The sequence below is a fragment of the Pseudomonas sp. 1152_12 genome, assembly GCF_052850675.1.
The window spans coordinates 311225-330230 of record NZ_VXCW01000006.1 but is presented as its reverse complement, the minus strand read 5'-3'; the positions used below and the strand labels follow the sequence as shown (position 1 = coordinate 330230).

Genomic DNA, 19006 nt, shown 5'->3' with positions numbered 1-19006 from the left:
TCAGTTCACCGTAATGGCGCAGTCGAAGGTTTCGGCGGGTTCGGCTTCCGGTTCCCAGGGTTGCTGGGCGGTCAGGCGCAGACGGCCTTGGCCGGCAGCAAAGGCCTGGAAGCGCCAGGTCGACTGGCCGCCACCACCGATCACACCGGATTCTGTGCTGCTGTAAACCTCAGGGCTGAGTGCGCGCAGCACACCGCCGGCGGAATCCTGGATGGCCCAACGGTAACCAGTGGTGGGGTTGCTCGGTAAGGTGAGGGTTAGGTTTTGTCCGGATTTAAGCTGGAGCGGGCAGGCGCTCTGGTTTTCCACGGTGACGTTTTGCTTGGGGGCACTGGCGCACGCGGCCAGCAGGGCAAGGCTCAAGGGGAGAAGCAGGCGGGCAGCGGTCATGGGGGCTCCGTTGTTTGGCGACGAAGGGCGAGCATAACCGAAGATGAGGCAAGGTGTGGCAGAAGGGCGCAAGAGTGGGGCCACCGACGCCATCGCGGGCAAGCCCGCTCCAACAGTTGACCGGGTTGTCTTTGACAACACCGATCCTTGTGGGAGCCGGGCTTGCCCGCGATGAGGCCCTTACAGCCACTAGAGCACTATCAGAACAACACCTTTGCCACATCCGCAAAGCGCTTGGCAAAGTGCACCGTCATGCCTTCCTTCAGATACTCCGGCAACTCCTCAAAGCTGCCGCGATTCGGCTCCGGCAAGATCAACTCGTGAATCTTCTGGCGGCGCGCCGCAATCACCTTCTCACGCACCCCGCCAATCGGCAGTACATGCCCGGTCAGCGTCAGCTCGCCGGTCATGGCCACGCCTTTTTTCGGCGGTTGGTTACGCGCCAGCGACAGCAGCGCACTGGCCATGGTCACGCCGGCGCTCGGGCCGTCTTTGGGCGTGGCGCCTTCCGGCACGTGCAAGTGCACGAAGGCTTCGTCGAAGAATTTCGGATCACCGCCAAACGACTTCAGGTTCGAGCTGATATAGCTGTAGGCAATCTCGGCGGACTCTTTCATCACGTCACCCAACTGCCCGGTGAGCTTGAAGCCTCGATTGAGCGTATGGATGCGCGTCGCCTCAATCGGCAAGGTCGCGCCGCCCATGCTGGTCCAGGCCAGGCCGGTGATCACGCCGGTGCCGGACAACACTTGTTCATTGCGGAACACCGGCATGCCCAAGGAGCTTTCCAGGTCCTTGTTGCCGATCTTGATCACCGAGTCCGGCTCGTCCAGCAGCTTGACCACGGCTTTGCGCACCAGTTTGCCCAGCTGTTTCTCCAGCTGGCGCACCCCGGCTTCGCGCGCATAGCCGTCGATCAACGCGCGCAGGGCGCCGTCGCTGATGCTCAGGTTGTTTTTCGACACGCCGGCTTTTTCCAGCTGTTTCGGCCATAAGTGGCGTTTGGCGATGGCGACTTTTTCTTCGGTGATGTAGCCCGACAGGCGAATCACTTCCATTCGGTCGAGCAGCGGGCCGGGGATTGAGTCCAAGGTGTTCGCCGTGCACACGAACAACACCTTGGACAGGTCCAGGCGCAGGTCCAGGTAGTGATCGAGGAATTCGACGTTCTGTTCCGGGTCGAGGGTCTCCAGCAGCGCCGACGCCGGGTCGCCTTGGAAGCTCTGACCCATCTTGTCGATCTCGTCGAGCATGATCACCGGGTTCATTACTTCCACATCTTTGAGCGCCTGTACCAGCTTGCCGGGCAGGGCGCCTATGTAGGTGCGGCGATGGCCCTTGATCTCGGCCTCGTCGCGCATGCCGCCGACGCTGAAACGGTAGAACGGCCGGCCCAGGGACTCGGCAATCGATTTGCCCACACTGGTTTTGCCCACGCCCGGCGGACCAACCAGCAGCACGATGGAACCGGCGACTTCGCCCTTGTAGGCGCCCACCGCGAGGAACTCGAGGATACGGCTCTTGATGTCATCCAGGCCCGCATGGTGTTTATCCAATACTTTGCGCGCGTGTTTCAGGTCGAGCTTGTCCTTGCCATACACGCCCCACGGCACTGAGGTCGCCCAGTCCAGGTAGTTGCGGGTCACGGCGTATTCCGGCGAACCCGTTTCCAGGATCGACAGTTTGTTCATTTCTTCGCTGATGCGTTTTTGCGCCTGGGTCGGCAGCACTTTGCCGACCAGGCGTTGTTCGAACTGCTCGACGTCCGCGCTGCGATCGTCCTTGGTCAGGCCCAGCTCCTGCTGGATGACCTTGAGTTGTTCCTTGAGGAAGAACTCACGCTGATGCTCGCCGATCTTGCGGTTCACCTCGGCCGAGATTTCTTTTTGCAGGCGCGCGACTTCGACTTCCTTGCGTAGCATCGGCAGCACTTTTTCCATGCGCTTGAGCATAGGCACGCAGTCCAGCACTTCCTGCAGCTCGTTACCGGTGGCCGAGGTCAGCGCGGCGGCGAAGTCGGTGAGTGGCGACGGGTCGTTGGGGCTGAAGCGGTTGAGGTAGTTCTTCAACTCTTCGCTGTACAGCGGGTTGAGCGGCAGTAGTTCCTTGATCGCATTGATCAGCGCCATGCCATAGGCCTTGACCTCATCGGTCGGCTCGGTCGGCTGGTGCGGGTATTCGACTTCCACCAAGTACGGTGGGCGATGGTGCTTGAGCCAGGTCTTGATGCGCACGCGGGTCAGGCCCTGGGCAACGAATTGCAGCTTGCCGTTCTCGCGGCTGGCGTGGTGCACCTTCACCAGTGTGCCGTACAGCGGCAGGCTCGAGGTATCGAAGTGGCGTGGATCTTCCGGCGGCGTATCCATGAAGAACAGCGCCAGGGAATGGTGGTCGGATTTGCTCACCAGTTCCAGGGTCTCGGCCCACGGTTCTTCATTGACGATCACCGGCAGCACTTGCGCCGGGAAAAACGGCCGATTGTGGATCGGGATGATGTAAACCTTGTCCGGCAGGTTTTGCCCCGGCAGGGCCAGGCCGGTGTTGGACGATGTTTCGTGTTCAGCGTTTTCCGGATCGGCGTAATCGTTGAGGTCGATGTCCGGGAGTTCTTGCTGGTCGCTCATGGGGCACCTGCATAAGGAAGTATGCAAGTTAGATGGGGCGGTGCAGCGGTGGTTTCAATGGCCGGGCGCAGTTAGCAACATATTGCATAATATTTTCGACAGCGGCGCTTTACGCCTGTAAGAGCGGAACCAATAGCAGCCGTTACCCAAATGACGGATATGTACCCAGCCCCCCGCTACAACCAAAGAATTCAACCCATAAAAAGATGTGTGGATACCTAAGCTGCAATGGCGGTGCATCAGCCACTGATGTGTTGGCTGGCAGACCGCTATCTCAGGCAATCCAGCTCCCACATTTCAGAGCGCGTGGGGTTAGCTGATCTTGTGGAGGTAGGCGGGAATCGGCTGTTCCGGTAGCACCGACAACACCTTCAAACGCTGCAACATACGCTGACTGGCCCGTTGCAAATGTTCACGCAAACTCAGCGCCGCCGCATCGAACGCACCGTGCAGCAATAGCTCAAGAATCAGTCGATGTTCGGCAAGCATGGCGGGATCCGCGCCGATCCCCAGCAAACGGTAAAAAATTCGGCTGATGATCATCGGGCTCTGGCCCTGGCGAATCAGCGCGGCGATCTTGCGGTTTTGCAGGCCAGCGAGGCAGCGCTGGTGCAAGTCCTGTTCGATTTGCTCAATGGCTTCCAGGCTGCACTGCATACTTTCCTCGGCATCCAGCACGCGCTGCAACATCGTCTCGAGCATTTCGCGGTCGAGGTTCGGTGCACTCTGGCGCAGCGCTTCAGGTTCCAGGCAGGCGCGCAATTCGTAGTCTTCGGTGACTTCGCGCGCGGTCAGCGGCCCAGCCAGCCATTGTGAATAGGGTTCTTTTTCCACCAGGCCGCGATCACGCAGGCGCATCAGCGCTTCACGCACTACGGCGCGGCTGACGCCATAGTGGTCGGCGGCGGCTTGCTCATCCAGCCGGTAGTGGCCGAAGGCAATGCAGGTGGACAGCGCCGCCCCGATTTCCTCGACGATCCGTTCGCCCAACGGCCGGGTGTCCACCAGTTCGTCGTCGCCATTCAGGCCCAGGTGCGCGTGGCTCAAGGGCAGGCGTAGCGGTTCCATGGCCAGGCCTTCGGGGTTGATCAGGTAACCGCGGCCGTTGAAACGACAGATCAGGCCCTCGTCGTGCAGCAGGTCCAGCGCCTTGCGCACCGGCACACGGCTGGTGCCGAACAACTCGGCCAACGGTGCTTCCAGCAAGACCAACCCGTGGCGTGCAGTGCCGTTGACGATCGCGTCACGCAACACTTGGTGAATCATCGCGTAACGGGAGGCCGAGGCGGACACTGCTTTCATCGCATTCTCTGACGTAAAAAGTTCTGAGTTGTGTAGGACGTAGGCCGTGGATTCTCTCATAGATGCACCTGTCACTCTGCGCCACGTCAGTGGCACATTTTTGGGGCCTTACCAATTGCGCTGTTACTTTTTGCACCAAAATGTACTTATTAATAAAAGATACAATATTTCATTGCGAGCCTTTTCCCGCGCTTGGGCCTGGCAATTTTGCTTCCTACAAAACCATCTAGGCCGTAGCTCTCGGCGAGAAACCTCATTCGCGCAAAAAACGCTGCCAAGAGACTGGCACGAAAGCTGCCTCTATAAAATGTACATTTTATTAATATATACATTTTTTGAGGTGCATTCTGATGTCAGACGCCACGTCAATGGCCGAAGCGTTCGCCAGTGGTCGCAGCGACCCGGTGCAAGTCTTCGAGCAGGCACTTCTGCACGCGAGCATGGCCCCAAGCGTGTTTATCTGCCTGACTGACGAGCGCGCCCGCCGCGAAGCTGAAGCCTCCGCAGCGCGCTGGCGAGCCGGCCAGCCCTTGAGCGTGTTCGATGGTGTGCCCCTGGCCTGGAAAGATCTGTTTGATGTCGCCGGCAGTATTACCACAGCCGGTGCCGCCTACCGTCGCGAGGCGCCAGCGGCCTTGCTCGACGCGCAGAGCGTGGGGCTGCTGTGCCGCGCCGGGATGGTCAGTCTGGGCAAGACCAACCTCAGCGAGCTGGCGTATTCCGGTCTGGGCCTGAACCCGCATTTCGGCACGCCTTACAATCCCCATAGCGCTGATCAACCGCGCATTCCCGGCGGTTCATCGTCAGGGTCGGCCGTCGCCGTGGCCGCCGGGATCGTACCGATCGCCATGGGCACCGACACCGCCGGCTCGATCCGTATTCCGGCTGCGCTCAATGGTGTGGTGGGCTACCGCAGCAGTTGCCGGCGCTACAGTCGCGACGGGGTTTTCCCACTGGCGCACACCCTCGACAGCCTTGGCCCGCTGACCCGCAGCGTGCGTGATGCGCTGGCCATCGACGACTTACTCAACGGCCGCATGCAAACCCATAGCCCTCGCAGTCTCAAGGGCCAGCGTTTTGTGCTTGAGCAAGGAACACTGGAAGACATCGAGCTTGCCGTACGCAACAACCTGCTGCGCGCGGTGGACCAACTCAAAGCCGCTGGCGCACTGATCGAGGTGCGTGCGTCGGCCACCTTCCAAGCCACTCTCAACCTGATCAAGCAGTGCGGCTGGCTCGGCTCGTTCGAAGCTTTCGCCTTGCACGAAGCCTTGCTCGACAGCCGCGATGCCGAGCGACTCGATCCGCGCGTACGCCGCCGCCTCGAAGCCGCGCGTTCATTGCCCGCCAGCCAGTTACTGCAGCTGACCGATGCGCGCCGGCGCCTGCAACTTCAACTGGTCGACGAGCTCGATGGCGCTGTTCTAATCACCCCGACCGTTGCCCATGTCGCCCCACCGTTGGCCCCGCTGGAAGCCGATGACGACCTGTTCGTAAAAACCAACCTCGCCACCCTGCGCCTGACCATGCCCGGCAGTTTGCTCGACATGCCTGGCGTCAGCTTGCCCAGCGGGCTCGATGCCCAGGGCCTGCCCACCGGGTTGCTGCTCAGTGCCCCGACGGGGGAAGACGCACGCCTGTTGCGTACGGCGTTGTCTGTCGAATCTGTGATGACTATTTAAGGAGACACACCATGGCTAAAGACATTCTCTGTGCATTTGGCGTCGACGTTGACGCCGTCGCCGGCTGGCTCGGCTCCTATGGCGGCGAAGACTCGCCGGACGACATTTCCCGTGGCCTGTTCGCCGGTGAAATCGGCGCGCCGCGCCTGCTCAAATTGTTCGAGCGTTACGGTCTGCGTACCACCTGGTTTATCCCGGGTCACTCGATGGAAACCTTCCCCGAGCAGATGAAGGCGGTGGCCGACGCTGGCCACGAAATCGGTGTGCACGGCTACAGCCACGAAAACCCCATCGCGATGACGGCTGAGCAGGAAGAAATCGTTCTCGACAAGTCTATCGAGCTGATCACCCAAGTCACCGGCAAACGCCCCACGGGCTACGTCGCGCCATGGTGGGAATTCAGCAAGGTCACCAACGAGCTGCTGCTAAAAAAAGGCATCAAGTACGACCACAGCCTGATGCACAACGACTTCCACCCTTACTACGTACGCAAGGGTGACAGCTGGACCAAGATTGACTACAGCCAGCACCCTGATACCTGGATGAAACCCTTGGTGCGCGGTGAAGAAACCGACCTGGTTGAGATTCCCGCCAACTGGTACCTCGATGACCTGCCGCCGATGATGTTCATCAAAAAAGCCCCCAACAGCCACGGTTTCGTCAACCCGCGCCATCTCGAAGAAATGTGGCGCGACCAGTTCGACTGGGTCTACCGCGAGCACGAGCACGCGGTGTTCACCATGACCATCCACCCCGACGTGTCCGGCCGCCCGCAAGTGCTGCTGATGCTCGAGCGCTTGATCGAACATATCCAGAGCCATGCGGGTGTGCGCTTCGTCACCTTTGATGAAATCGCCGACGACTTTATCCGGCGCCAACCGCGCTCCTGATCTGAGTCATCCGTGACCTGTGGCGAGGGAGCTTGTTCCCGCCAGGGCGCGAAGCGGCCCTAAAAAATGGGACAGCTACGCAGTCCAGCGAGAGCAAGCTTCCTCGCATCAGCTAGAGGTTCCACCTTAGCGAGTTGGCATTTGCCCCTAACCTTGTGAGGCGCGATCTATGTCCATCTACAACAAGCTTGACCTGACTGGCTGGAAACCCCGGCAACTGACGTCACAGGAAGTGCGCTTCGCCACCTGGATCGCGTTTTTCGCCTGGGTGTTTGCAGTGTATGACTTCATCCTGTTCGGCACCTTGCTGCCGGAGATCGGCCGGCACTTCGGTTGGGGAGAAGTGGAGCAGGCGGAAATCGCGACCTGGGTGGCGGTGGGCACGGCGGTGGTCGCCTTTGCCATAGGCCCTGTCGTCGACAAGTTGGGCCGACGCAAAGGCATTATTTTTACCGTGGCCGGGTCTGCGCTGTGCTCGGCACTCACCGCGATTGGTGGGGCGTGGGGCAAATCGCCGCTGATTTTGATCCGTTCTTTGGGCGGTCTTGGCTATGCCGAGGAAACCGTCAATGCCACGTATCTGAGCGAGCTATATGGCGCCTCTGAAGATCCGCGACTGACCAAGCGCCGTGGGTTTATCTATAGCCTGGTGCAGGGCGGCTGGCCGGTTGGTGCGTTGATCGCTGCCGGTTTGACCGCGCTGTTGCTGCCCATTATTGGATGGCAGGGTTGCTTCATCTTCGCGGCCATTCCGGCGATTGTGATTGCGATCATGGCGCGCAAGCTCAAGGAGAGCCCACAGTTCCAGATTCACCAGCGCATCAGCGAGCTGCGTAAAAGCGGCGCGGTGAAGCAAGCGCAGAACGTCGCCGTAACCTACGCAGTGGATTACGACGAACACAGCAAGGCCGGCCTCAAAGCCGCGTTTCGTGGCCCTGCGCGTCGCGCGACCCTGGTGATCGGTGCCGCGCTGTTGCTCAACTGGGCAGCGATTCAGGTGTTCAGCGTGCTCGGCACCTCGGTGATTGTCAGTGTGCACCACATCTCGTTCGAGAACTCGCTGATCATCCTCGTGCTCTCCAACTTGGTGGGTTACTGCGGTTACCTGACCCACGGCTGGATGGGCGACAAGATCGGCCGCCGCAACGTTATTGGCCTGGGCTGGATGCTTGGCGGGCTGGCATTTGCCGGCATGTTGTTCGGCCCGAGCAATATGCCGATGGTGGTCGGCCTTTACAGCCTGGGTCTGTTCTTCCTGATCGGGCCGTATTCGGCGGCGCTGTTCTTTATCAGCGAGAGCTTCCCTACCAGCATCCGCGCTACCGGCGGCGCGATTATCCATGCCATGGGCCCGATTGGTGCGGTAGTCGCAGGTTTCGGCGCTACCCAAGTGTTGTCCGCCGGCAGTGACTGGCAGACCGCTGCGCTGTGGTTCGGCGCATTGCCGTGTTTCTTGTCTGGCGCGCTGATGTTTGCCGCCCGCCATGTGCGTCCGGAAACCGTTCAGTGAGGAATGTGTGATGAAGCGTAAAGTTGCCTTGATTACGGGGGCCGCTAGTGGCATCGGCCAAGCCCTCGCCGTGGCGTATGCGCGCTGCGGCGTGGCGGTGGTGGGCGGGTATTACCCGGCTGATCCGCATGACCCGCACACCACGGTCGCCCTGGTGGAAGAGGCGGGCGGTGAGTGCCTGATGCTGCCGCTGGACGTCGGCGACAGCGCCTCGGTAGACGCGTTGGCCGCACAAGCGGTGCAGCATTTCGGCCGCCTGGATTACGCGGTGGCCAATGCCGGCTTATTGCGCCGCGCGCCGTTGCTGGAAATGACTGATGAGCTGTGGAACGAGATGCTCAATGTCGACCTCACCGGGGTGATGCGTACCTTCCGCGCTGCGATTCGGCATATGAACGAGGGCGGCGCGCTGGTGGCGATTTCGTCGATTGCCGGTGGCGTGTACGGCTGGCAGGAACACAGCCACTACGCGGCAGCCAAGGCCGCAGTGCCGGGGCTGTGCCGGTCGTTGGCGGTGGAGTTGGCGCCGTTGGGGATTCGTTGCAATGCGGTGATTCCCGGGTTGATCGAGACGCCGCAGTCGTTGGATGCGAAGAACTCGTTGGGGCCTGAAGGGCTCGCGAAGGCTGCGCGGGCGATACCGTTGGGCCGGGTCGGGCGGGCGGATGAGGTGGCGTCGCTGGTGCAGTTCTTGACCAGTGAGGCGTCGAGTTATATGACCGGGCAGAGCATCGTCATCGACGGTGGACTAACCGTACGCTGGCCCGACTGATGTACTGGATTTAACGGTGGGAGAGGGCAGGCCCCTCCCACATTGGGACTGTGCCTGTTTCAGGAGAATTTACATGCCGCAACTCACTCACCGCCGCGCCGTCATTACCGGCGCAGGCAGTGGCATTGGCGCCGCCATCGCCCGCGCTTACGCCGCCGAAGGCGCGCGCTTACTGCTGGCCGACCGCCACGCCGCCAGCCTTGCCGAAACAGCTATCACCTGTCGCAACCTCGGCGCTGAAGTATTCGAGTGCCTGGCCGATGTCGGCACTGTCGAAGGCGCCCAAGCCAGTGTCGACCGTTGCGTCGAGCAGTTTGGCGGCATTGATATTCTGGTCAACAACGCCGGCATGCTCACCCAGGCGCGCTGCGTCGACCTGTCCATCGAGATGTGGAACGACATGTTGCGCGTCGACCTCACCAGCGTGTTTGTCGCCAGCCAGCGCGCCTTGCCCCACATGCTCGCGCAGCGCTGGGGGCGGATCATCAATGTTGCCTCGCAGCTGGGCATCAAGGGCGGCGTCGAGCTGACCCACTACGCCGCTGCCAAGGCTGGCGTAATCGGTTTCACCAAATCACTGGCGCTGGAAGTGGCCAAGGACAATGTGCTGGTCAACGCCATCGCGCCCGGCCCTATCGAAACGCCGCTGGTGGGCGGCATCAGCGCCGACTGGAAGCGCGCCAAGGCTGCTGAGCTGCCGCTGGGCCGCTTCGGCTTGGCCGATGAAGTGGCGCCCACCGCCGTGTTACTCGCCAGTGAGCCAGGTGGCAACCTGTTCGTCGGTCAAACGCTTGGCCCGAACGCTGGCGATGTCATGCCATGAGTGAGGTTTAGCCATGTGCGGACTCTGCGGGCTGCTCGGCGAAGAGCTGCACTGGAGCGACCCCTTGGGCGATGAACTGCCCAGGCGCCGCGAACGCTTGCGCCGGATCGCGGCGATCAACCAGGTGTTGGCGGCTTTTCGGCTCAAGGTCGAAGACTTCCAAGGCGCCTCTTATCTGTTGTTGGGCGCCACCGGCAAGCAGGCGTTGGCGAGTGGGTTGGATCAACTCTGGCAGGCGGCGGAAACCATGCTTGGCCGCCCATTGGACCCGCTTGATCCACGTCTGCTTGATTACCTGGAGTCGTCATGAGCATTGCCCTTAACGTCATCACCGGCTTTCTCGGCAGCGGCAAAACCACCTTGCTCCAGCGCCTTCTGCAAGGCGAAAGCCTCGGTGATACAGCGCTGTTGATCAATGAGTTCGGCGATGTGGGCATCGACCATCTGCTGGTGGAAGAAGTCGCGCCAGACACCGTGTTACTTCCCAGTGGCTGCGTGTGCTGTTCGATTCGCGGCGAGTTGAAAGACGCGCTGCTCAGCTTGTTGCAACGCCGTGAACGCGGTGAAATCCCAGCCTTCAAACGCGTTATCCTGGAAACCACGGGTCTCGCCGACCCGGCGCCGATTCTCGCCACGTTGAACAACGACATACAGTTGCGCGGACGTTTCCATATCGGCCTGGTGATTACGCTGGTCGACGCCAGCCACGCCGAGCTTCAGGAGCGCTTGCACCCGGAATGGCTGGCCCAGGTGGCGGCGGCAGACCGATTGCTGTTGAGCAAGACTGACCTGGCAGGCGATTGCGCGGCGTTGCGCGCGCACTTGCAGGCGCTCAATGGCGGTACGCCGATCCTCAATACCCATGACATTCATAGCGGCGACCAACTGCTGCTCGGCGAAGGTTTGCGCGGCGCCAAGCCCGCCGTAGAAGTCAGCCGCTGGCAGCTGTATCAACCCCACACGGCGACCCACGGCGCGGCGCAAGTCTGTTGCCTGAGCTTCGACCAGCCGCTGGATTGGGTTGGCTTCGGGGTGTGGTTGTCGATGCTGCTAAGATGCCACGGCGAACGAATCCTTCGCGTCAAAGGACTGCTTAACGTGAACGCAAGCTCCGCCCCCATTGTCATTCATGGCGTGCAGCACTGCCTCCATGCCCCCGTGCACTTGCCCGCGTGGCCGGGCACTGACCGCCAGTCCCGACTGGTGTTTATCCTGCGTGGTCTCGACCCGGTACTGTTGCGGCGCTCTTTCGACGTGTTCTCGCGACGGTTCGCAGCATGATTACGCTGCGCGTGCTGGGTACGTCCGTAACGTTGCTGGAATGCTTGCGTGTGCGGGCCGAGCAAGAGTTGGGTATTCGCCTGGTGTATCAGGTGCACGATGTCGCGCAAGCCCAGCGCATCGCCGTGATGCAGCCCGGGAGCTATGACCTGTACGACCAGTGGTTCCACAACGTCGACTTCGTGTGGCCGGCGCGGGCGATCCAGCCCATCGACACGCGGCGCATTGCGCTGTGGCATGAGATCAACGACCTGCCCAAGCGTGGGCGGCTGTCGGCCAACGACCGCCTGGGCAGCGGCAGTGTGCCCAGCGAGCGGCTGTTCGTGCAGCACGACGGCAGCCTCGGCAGTACGGTGACCGAGCGCATCAGCATGTTGCCGCTGACGCATAACGCCGACAGTTTTGTCTACCGCCCCGAGCGAATGCCTGAAGGGTTCAGTCACGGCAATGAAAGCTGGGGCTGGCTGCTTGACCCGGCCTGGCGTGCGCGTACCGCGTTGCAAAGTGATGCCGCCATTGGCGCTTTGGATGCAGCGTTGGCAGTGCAGGGTGCGGGGCTGGCGCACTTCAAGGACATCGGCAATATGAGCATCGAAGAGATCGATGTGCTTGCCGACGTTCTGGTGCGCAAGCAGAAGGAGGGGCATTTTGCGGCGTTCTGGTCGGATGACGAAGAGGCGGCGCAGTTGATGCTCAGCCCTAGCGTGGATATCCAGAGTTTGTGGTCGCCGACCTTGATGCGCCTGCACCGTGCGGGCGGGAAATACCGGTTGGCGGTGCCCTGCGAGGGTTATCGCGCCTGGTTTGGCGGCTTGTCATTGTCGCGTCATGCCCAGGGCCCGGTACTGGATGCGGCGTATGCCTATCTGAATTGGTGGCTGTCGGGTTGGCCGGGAGCGGTGATGGCGCGCCAGGGTTATTACATCGGCAATCCGGCACAAACTCGCGATCATTTGAGTAGCGCCGAGTGGGATTATTGGTACGCCGGTAAACCTGCCCGCGAAGAGCTGTTGGGCAGTGATGGGTTGCCGTTGATCGATATCGGTGATGTGCGCGATGGGGGTTCCTATGAGCAACGCATGGGACACATTGCAGTATGGAACTCGGTGATGGATGAGCACAATTACCTGGTCCGTCGGTGGGCGGAATTTCTGCGCGCTCGGGCCGTGGGGTGATGAGTCCATAGGAAGGGCCGGAAAGCCGGCCCTCTAGTCACATCAGGTTTTTTGGGGCGAGAAGTAATCGATTTGCGCGGTTATATCGACGGCTGGGATCGGCGTGCATCATGCCAGCCGAAAACCAGAAAATTTCTACAGAAACGACGGACCAGTTCGGTGTTCGCGGCATTGGTTTTGCCGTCGTTATTCACATCCCTGCTCACCGCACGGTATCAGGTATGCCATGGGTATCGAAAACTTCAGCAAATACCTTGAGGTATTTATCGAAGGGGACATCCAGGCTAAACCAGTTGAACTCAATGAACTGTTGGGCGAACTCAAGCGCCATCACTTCATTCCGTTTGTTAGCAACACCGTTATTGTTGATGTCGACGGCCAGGCTCGAATCAAGTTTACCGTCACTGTTTATAACGAACAGGGTGGCGCTTAGAGTAAGAGGCTTCGCGAGCCCATTATCGTAAAAGTCCAGATAAACCATATCAGGCTTGTCGCTGCCATAGATATCATGGGCACGTATGATTAATTAGCGCATAAAAAACCTATAGATGAGACTGCCTCGAGTGGTCCAGTGACTACAACGTTACCGGGGTAAACGTGCAGGGTTTTGCCACGTGAGCGTTATTCCAGTCGCACTTCAGAAAGAGACGTGCCATGTCCACCACGAGCGTGGTATCCCAAGGGTCGGTCTTCCAATCGCCATTTACGTCTGCGTTGAGCGTGACATAACGTCCGGCAGGGTCATTGAGAAAGACACAGGCGGCGGCTTCGACCAACGTCTCATCGGTCGGTGCCCCTTCGCCTTCATGAAATCTCAGCCTGACCAGGTCGGGCTTGCCGTCAAGGTCAAGGTCTTCAGCAAGGACTTCAAGGTAGCGGTTAAACGGCTGATCAACCTTCCACCATTGGAACTTGAGAAAACTTCTGGCCAAGGCGCGTGCCAACGCGCTATCGACGGTATTGCTGACGCCGTTACCATTAATGTCTTCGGCCAGCACCCACTTTAAACTTCCATGGTCGTGTTCCTGCGTATTCATGACCAGCGCTTCGGCAACAGCCTTAGCGTTTACGCCATCAAAAAACTCTAAATAGACCGCGTCGATTACATCGTTATCGTAGTCGTCTTGTGCTGTTATCTTCAAATAACGCATCGCCACTTCCTTGGGAAAAGAAAGTCGATATTTTCATAGCTCGAATCAGGATTCTACGAACGCCGTCGGACGCCAAGTGTCGGAAAACGGAGATATATATGCATGACTCACGCCCTCAAGACAGCTGGCTGTCGTCAATAATGTGACGGTGAGTTTCCAGGCTTCACTGAGTGTACATATCCCAACTCCCAGCTAATCTGCTAAAGCCGGATATTCAATTAAAATAGATGGTTTTTTGACGCCAGATCAGCAGTCGTCAGGGATGCGCATGACAAAAGGAAGCAATGGCACACAGAGGCGAGCGCTGCCGAAGGGCGCGGTAATGAAGTGGCGCCACACTTTCCAGACCCGCATCGCCGGGGTCTTGGCGCTGTTGTTGCTGGTGGTCGTGGCCGCCACCTATTTTGCGGTCAAGGCCGCCACCACCCGTGCCATGGAAAACCAGGCCCAGGTCCAGCTCAGTACAGGCATCCAAGTTTTTGAACGCTTGTTGGACTTGCGCGGGCGTCGTCTGCAGTACGGGTTGGACTGGCTCACTGTCGATGGCCCATTCAAACAAGCGGTGATCGAAGGCAAGGCCGAATCGATCCTGGCCGCGCTGCGTCGGCATGGCACGGGTATCCATTCCACGGAAGTGTTTGTGTTGGGCCTGAACGGCAAGGTCATGGTTAGCACCTTGCCTGTGCCAGTACAGGGCGAGCCGTTTCTCTATGAGGAGGCCTTGCGCCATGCGCGGCGCAGTGGCCAGCAGATGCTCATCGTCGCCATGAACGGCCAGCCCTATTTGTTGGTGCAGGAAGAAGTGTTCGACCCGGAGCCCATCGCTCGCGTGGTCATGGGCTTCCCGATGGACAGGCTGTTCGCCAATGAACTGCGTTCCATGAGCAACCTCGACGTGTCGTTCCTCAGCGTGCAGGACGGCCACGTCGGCGAGTTGTTCAGTACTCAGCCGCAAGCCTATCAGGCCTCCATCGTCCATAGGCTGCACGAAGTACATCTGAACCCTGATGCTCAGATCAGCCTATTTCACGGGCAACGCGTGCTCAGCCAGGTGTTGCCACTGGCCAACACGGGGCACAACGATGAGGTCCGCGTGTTGCTGCAAAGCCCACTGGATCACGCCTTGGAATCCTTTGCGCCGCTGGACCGACAGTTTCTCGGGATTGCCGTGGCGGTGCTGTTGGTGTCGCTGGCGGCCGCTCTATTGTTGGCGCGGCGCGTATCCCGGCCGCTCAATGCCTTAGTCGAAGCCGCCGAGCGAATTGGCGACGGCGATTACCATACGCCGGTACGGGTACGCAGCCATGACGAGTTCGGCCTATTGGCCCGTGCCTTCAATGCCATGCAAAGCGGCATTGCCGTGCGCGAGCAACAGTTAGCCCATAACGCCCTGCATGACCCGCTCACAGGTTTGCCCAACCGCGCCCTGGCCATGGAGCGTCTGGGCAGCGCGATCAGTGCGCGGCGGCCGGTGGTGTTGCTGTACCTGGGGATTGAAAACTACCGACTGATCAACGAAGGCTTTGGCCCTCAGGGCGTAGAGAAAATGCTGCGCGAAGCCAGCCGATGTTTGTCCATGAGCCTGTTGGCCAGCGACACCGCCGCGCGCATTGCTGGCAGTGAGTTTTTGCTACTGCTGGAAAACACCGAGATTGACCGCGCCGTGGCCCGCGCTGACCGCCTGTATGGGCTGCTTACCGAACCCCAGCGCATCGGCCATGACGAAGTGCGTCATGAAGTCAGTATCGGCATTGCGGCATACCCCACCGACGGCCAGCAGGTGGACGAGCTGATCAGCCGCGCCGCCATTGCTCGGCATGATGCGGCGAGCTTGCCCGGGCATCTGCAGATCTATCAGCAAGACCGCGAGCGGGCGCACCAGCGCCAGATCACGCTGATCCGCGACCTGCGTCGCGCGGTCGTGGAGGGCGAGTTGTTCCTGTACTACCAGCCCAAGCTCGACCTCAACCTGGGGCATGTACGCCAGGCGGAAGCCTTGCTGCGTTGGCAGCACTCGACGCTAGGCCAGGTGTCACCTGCCGAATTCATTCCGTTGGCCGAGCGCACCGGCAGTATGGGTGGCCTGACGCTGTGGGTGATCGAGGAAGCCATCCGCCAGATCGCCGATTGGGCCCAGCGCGGGTTGCACATGCAGCTCTCAGTGAACATTTCGGTGGACGACCTGGCTGATGATGACCTGGCCATTCGCGTCACCGCATTGCTGATGCAATACCAAGTATCGGCCGAGCACCTGATTTTCGAGATTACCGAAAGCGCGATCATGCACAACCCACAGCAGGCCCTCGGCGTGCTTGAACAACTGCGCAGCTACGGCATCAGCCTGTCGGTGGATGACTTTGGCACCGGCTATTCGTCGTTGGCGCAATTGCAGCGTTTGCCGGTGCAGGAATTGAAGATCGACCAGTCGTTCATCCGCAACCTCGACAGCACCAGCGGTGACGGCGTGATCGTGCGTTCGACCATCGAAATGAGCCACAACCTGGGGCTCAAAGTGGTGGCCGAAGGGGTGGAGTTCGAGCCCAGTCTGACGTTGCTCAAGCAGTGGAAATGCGACACGGCCCAGGGTTACTTGATCAGTCGACCGTTGACCGCCATGGCGTTTGAAATGTGGATGCGGCGCGCGCGGATTGTCGTGTAAACCCGACCTCCAGAACACCACCTGAACCCTGTGGGAGGGCGCTTGCCCCCGAAAGCGGTGTGTCAGTGGAAGAATCCACGATTGGTACAGCGGCATTGGGAGCAAGCCCCTCTCGCATGTCGTTCGCGGCAGGCACAAAAAAGGCGGCTACCCATCAGGTAGCCGCCTTTATTTTTGCCGCCGGTATTCCTTAATCCGGCAGTTTGAACGCCATCACATAGTCACCCTGCTTGGTGCCCAGCGAGCCGTGACCGCCAGCCATGACCAGCACGTACTGCTTGCCGTCCTTGCCGGTGTAGGTCATCGGGGTGGTTTGCGCGCCTGCAGGCAGGCGGCCTTCCCACAGTTGCTTGCCGTTTTTTACGTCATAGGCACGCAGGTACTGGTCGAGGGTGCCGCTGAGGAAGGCCACGCCACCGGCAGTGGTGAAGGTGCCGCCCAGGCTAGGCACGCCCATAGTCAGCGGAATTGGAACCGGCGAGCTGTCACGCACGGTGCCGTTCTTGTGCATCCAGATGGTCTGGTGGTTGGTCAGATCGACTGCGGCCACATAACCCCACGCCGGTGCCTGGCACGGCAGGCCCAGAGGCGACAGCAGTGCTTCGAGGATCACGCCGTACGGCGCGCCTTTGTTCGGCTGCACACCTTCAGTTTCGCTGACTCGTGGGCCTTGCTTGGCGATATCGGCGGCCGGGATGAGTTTTGATTTGAACGCCATGTAGCTCGGGTTCACGAAAGCAATCTGGCGTACCGGGTCGACGGAAATGCCACCCCAGTCGAACACGCCAAAGTTACCTGGGTAAACGATCGAACCTTGCAATGATGGCGGGGTGAACGGACCGTCGTAGCGCATGGATTTGAAATCGATCCGGCACAGCATCTGGTCGAACGGGGTCACGCCCCACATGTCGCGTTCTTTCAACGGCGGCGGCATGAAGTTCAGGTCGGACTTCGGTTGAGTCGGCGAGGTGTGATCACCGGCCACTGCGCCTTGCGGTACAGGGATTTCGTTGATCGGCACGACCGGCTTACCGTTGCTGCGATCCAGCACGTAGATGCTGCCTTGCTTGGTCGACGCCATGACTGCTGGCTTGACGCCGTCAGCGGTCTTGATGTCGATCAGCGAAGGCTGGCCGCCTACGTCCATGTCCCACAGGTCATGGTGGGTGAATTGGAAGGTCCACTTCACGTGGCCGCTGTCGATGTCCAGAGCGGTCAGGCCGGCGCTGTATTTTTCCGAGTCTTCGGTACGGTCACCGCCGTATTGGTCGGGCATCTGGTTGCCCATCGGCAGGTAAAGCATGCCGAGTTTTTCATCAACGCTGAACATGGACCACATGTTCGGCGAGTTGCGGGTGTAGGTTTTGCCTTCGGCCAACGGGGTGGTGTCGTCCGGGTTGCCACTGTCCCAGTTCCACACCAGCTTGCCGGTGTGCACGTCGAACGCGCGGATCACGCCGCTCGGCTCGTCGGTGGAGACGTTGTCGGTCACGTGACCGCCGATCACGACCAGGTTCTTGGTCACGGCCGGTGGCGAGGTGGAGTAGTAACCGCCGGGGGCGAAGCCGCCGATGTTGGCACGCAGGTCGACCTGGCCTTTATCACCGAAGTCTTCGCACATTTTGCCGGTGTCGGCGTCCAGGGCGATCAGACGGGTGTCGGCAGTCGGTACGAAAATGCGTTTCGGGCACACCGCGCTGACCGGAGCAGCGCTGGCGCTGCCGGTAGGGCTTTGTTCGGAGGCGTACACCGCGTCATCGTGATACGACACGCCACGGCAGGTCATGTGCGCCCAACCCTTGAAGTTCGCGGCGCCTTCGCTGCTGATCTTCGGGTCGAAACGCCAGATTTCCTTGCCGGTGTCGGGGTCCAGGGCAATCACTTGGCTGTGTGGGGTGCACACGTAGAGCATGCCGTTGACTTTCAGCGGGGTGTTTTCTGCGGTGGTTTCACCGGGATCGCCCGGGCCAGGGATGTCACCGGTGCGATAGGTCCACGCCGGCACCAGCGTGTGGGCGTTTTCCGGGGTGATCTGCGCCAGAGGCGAGTAACGATCACCGAAGGCCGAGCGGCCATAGGAATTCCAGTCGCCATCGGCCTGGGTCGGCGCGGCGCTGGCCATACCTGGCACGGCGTCGCGGTCCAGTTGGCCGGTCTTGACCATCTCACCCGGGTTGGTGAATTGGCTGGCCAGGGCGGCAGCACCGGCCAGCACCACGGCTACGCTCAGTGCGCCAGTGCCCAGCGGCGCGGGTTGGCCACGCAGCAACGGACGGCGAAACCACGGCAGCAGCATGACAATGCCCAAGGCGAATAGCAGCGCCAGGCGCGGCACCAACTGCCACCAATCCAGGCCGACTTCCCACAGTGCCCACACGGTACTGGCGAACAGCACCAGTGCGTATAGGCCCAGTGCGGCGCGGCGGGTGGCCAGCAGCAAGACGCCGGTGAGGGCGATGCCGATACCGGCCAGCAGGTAGTACAGCGACCCGCCGAGCATGCTCAGCTTGACGCCGCCGGCCAGCAAGGCCAGCCCCATGATCAGCAGCAAGATCCCCAGCAGCCTGGGCAGCAGGCGGCTTGGGCTTGAAGCACCATCAGTGCTCATAGTGTGTTTCTCCGTGACGTTGGAATTATGTAACCCCGTGCTTCACTGTAGATGACGATTCGGCGCGGGCTTGGTTCAGCGTTAATTCGGTTTTTCTGGGGATAAGGGGGTTATCCACAGGCGGGCGATATATTCTAGG

15 protein-coding genes are annotated in these 19006 nt (G+C 60.4%); 10 read left to right on the top strand and 5 right to left on the bottom strand.

The genetic code is table 11. The features are described from left to right. From FW764_RS13990 to FW764_RS13980, 3 genes are all read right to left on the bottom strand, one after another. Positions 1–390 (bottom strand): protease inhibitor I42 family protein, encoded by a 390-nt coding sequence (locus FW764_RS13990; RefSeq protein WP_446434420.1) that lies wholly within the window; start codon positions 388–390, stop codon positions 1–3. Positions 391–590: 200 nt separating this feature from the next. Then, complete coding sequence (gene lon, locus FW764_RS13985; RefSeq protein WP_446434419.1) at positions 591–3014, bottom strand: endopeptidase La; 2424 nt, start codon at positions 3012–3014, stop codon at positions 591–593. 312 nt (positions 3015–3326) lie between these two features. Then, on the bottom strand, positions 3327–4316 hold the full coding sequence (locus FW764_RS13980; protein ID WP_446434418.1) for a GntR family transcriptional regulator: 990 nt from the start codon (positions 4314–4316) through the stop codon (positions 3327–3329). 350 nt (positions 4317–4666) lie between these two features. Here FW764_RS13980 and FW764_RS13975 point away from each other — a divergent pair, with 350 nt between their 5' ends. The 9 genes from FW764_RS13975 (at position 4667) to FW764_RS13935 (ending at position 12882) form a co-directional block, all read left to right on the top strand. Continuing rightward, the gene (locus FW764_RS13975; protein WP_446434417.1) at positions 4667–5998 is read left to right on the top strand and encodes an amidase; all 1332 of its coding nucleotides are present in this window, start codon (positions 4667–4669) and stop codon (positions 5996–5998) included. Positions 5999–6009: 11 nt separating this feature from the next. Next, entirely contained in the window at positions 6010–6888 is an 879-nt protein-coding gene (locus FW764_RS13970) for a polysaccharide deacetylase family protein (RefSeq protein WP_053254585.1), read from the top strand. Between the two features lie 169 nt (positions 6889–7057). After that, positions 7058–8398, top strand: a complete 1341-nt coding sequence (locus tag FW764_RS13965; RefSeq protein WP_446434416.1) for an MFS transporter — start codon at positions 7058–7060, stop codon at positions 8396–8398. 10 nt (positions 8399–8408) lie between these two features. Beyond that, positions 8409–9170 (top strand): SDR family NAD(P)-dependent oxidoreductase, encoded by a 762-nt coding sequence (locus FW764_RS13960; RefSeq protein WP_446434415.1) that lies wholly within the window; start codon positions 8409–8411, stop codon positions 9168–9170. Positions 9171–9243: 73 nt separating this feature from the next. Then, positions 9244–9993 carry an SDR family NAD(P)-dependent oxidoreductase gene (locus tag FW764_RS13955; RefSeq protein ID WP_446434414.1) on the top strand — a complete coding sequence of 250 codons (750 nt, stop codon included), beginning with the start codon at positions 9244–9246 and terminating at the stop codon, positions 9991–9993. Positions 9994–10006: 13 nt separating this feature from the next. Next, on the top strand, positions 10007–10303 hold the full coding sequence (locus FW764_RS13950) for a hypothetical protein (RefSeq protein ID WP_446434413.1): 297 nt from the start codon (positions 10007–10009) through the stop codon (positions 10301–10303). Further along, complete coding sequence (locus tag FW764_RS13945; RefSeq protein ID WP_446434412.1) at positions 10300–11274, top strand: CobW family GTP-binding protein; 975 nt, start codon at positions 10300–10302, stop codon at positions 11272–11274. Before FW764_RS13950 ends, FW764_RS13945 begins: the two co-directional genes overlap by 4 nt. Further along, positions 11271–12449: an ABC transporter substrate-binding protein gene (locus tag FW764_RS13940; RefSeq protein WP_446434411.1), complete on the top strand. Its 1179-nt coding sequence runs from the start codon at positions 11271–11273 to the stop codon at positions 12447–12449. Before FW764_RS13945 ends, FW764_RS13940 begins: the two co-directional genes overlap by 4 nt. A 226-nt stretch (positions 12450–12675) precedes the next feature. Next, complete coding sequence (locus tag FW764_RS13935) at positions 12676–12882, top strand: hypothetical protein (RefSeq protein ID WP_446434410.1); 207 nt, start codon at positions 12676–12678, stop codon at positions 12880–12882. 142 nt (positions 12883–13024) lie between these two features. Here the strand turns inward: FW764_RS13935 and FW764_RS13930 are convergent, their stop codons facing one another. Then, entirely contained in the window at positions 13025–13600 is a 576-nt protein-coding gene (locus FW764_RS13930; protein ID WP_446434409.1) for a hypothetical protein, read from the bottom strand. Positions 13601–13922: 322 nt separating this feature from the next. Between FW764_RS13930 and FW764_RS13925 the strand changes: the two genes are divergently transcribed. Further along, positions 13923–16259: a putative bifunctional diguanylate cyclase/phosphodiesterase gene (locus FW764_RS13925; protein WP_446434408.1), complete on the top strand. Its 2337-nt coding sequence runs from the start codon at positions 13923–13925 to the stop codon at positions 16257–16259. A gap of 190 nt (positions 16260–16449) precedes the next feature. Here FW764_RS13925 and FW764_RS13920 read toward each other — a convergent pair whose 3' ends face one another. Further along, entirely contained in the window at positions 16450–18867 is a 2418-nt protein-coding gene (locus FW764_RS13920) for a glucose/quinate/shikimate family membrane-bound PQQ-dependent dehydrogenase (RefSeq protein ID WP_446434407.1), read from the bottom strand. Positions 18868–19006: the final 139 nt, after the last annotated feature.

Excerpts from the sequence above, each read along its gene's own strand:
- FW764_RS13920 (WP_446434407.1), bottom strand. The coding sequence starts at position 18,867 with ATGAGCACTGATGGTGCTTCAAGCCCAAGCCGCCTGCTGCCCAGGCTG.
- FW764_RS13930 (WP_446434409.1), bottom strand. The coding sequence starts at position 13,600 with ATGCGTTATTTGAAGATAACAGCACAAGACGACTACGATAACGATGTA.
- FW764_RS13940 (WP_446434411.1), top strand. The coding sequence starts at position 11,271 with ATGATTACGCTGCGCGTGCTGGGTACGTCCGTAACGTTGCTGGAATGC.
- FW764_RS13950 (WP_446434413.1), top strand. The coding sequence starts at position 10,007 with ATGTGCGGACTCTGCGGGCTGCTCGGCGAAGAGCTGCACTGGAGCGAC.
- FW764_RS13965 (WP_446434416.1), top strand. The coding sequence starts at position 7,058 with ATGTCCATCTACAACAAGCTTGACCTGACTGGCTGGAAACCCCGGCAA.
- FW764_RS13980 (WP_446434418.1), bottom strand. The coding sequence starts at position 4,316 with ATGAAAGCAGTGTCCGCCTCGGCCTCCCGTTACGCGATGATTCACCAA.
- FW764_RS13975 (WP_446434417.1), top strand. The coding sequence starts at position 4,667 with ATGTCAGACGCCACGTCAATGGCCGAAGCGTTCGCCAGTGGTCGCAGC.
- FW764_RS13935 (WP_446434410.1), top strand. The coding sequence starts at position 12,676 with ATGGGTATCGAAAACTTCAGCAAATACCTTGAGGTATTTATCGAAGGG.
- FW764_RS13970 (WP_053254585.1), top strand. The coding sequence starts at position 6,010 with ATGGCTAAAGACATTCTCTGTGCATTTGGCGTCGACGTTGACGCCGTC.
- lon (WP_446434419.1), bottom strand. The coding sequence starts at position 3,014 with ATGAGCGACCAGCAAGAACTCCCGGACATCGACCTCAACGATTACGCC.
- FW764_RS13945 (WP_446434412.1), top strand. The coding sequence starts at position 10,300 with ATGAGCATTGCCCTTAACGTCATCACCGGCTTTCTCGGCAGCGGCAAA.
- FW764_RS13990 (WP_446434420.1), bottom strand. The coding sequence starts at position 390 with ATGACCGCTGCCCGCCTGCTTCTCCCCTTGAGCCTTGCCCTGCTGGCC.
- FW764_RS13925 (WP_446434408.1), top strand. The coding sequence starts at position 13,923 with ATGAAGTGGCGCCACACTTTCCAGACCCGCATCGCCGGGGTCTTGGCG.
- FW764_RS13960 (WP_446434415.1), top strand. The coding sequence starts at position 8,409 with ATGAAGCGTAAAGTTGCCTTGATTACGGGGGCCGCTAGTGGCATCGGC.
- FW764_RS13955 (WP_446434414.1), top strand. The coding sequence starts at position 9,244 with ATGCCGCAACTCACTCACCGCCGCGCCGTCATTACCGGCGCAGGCAGT.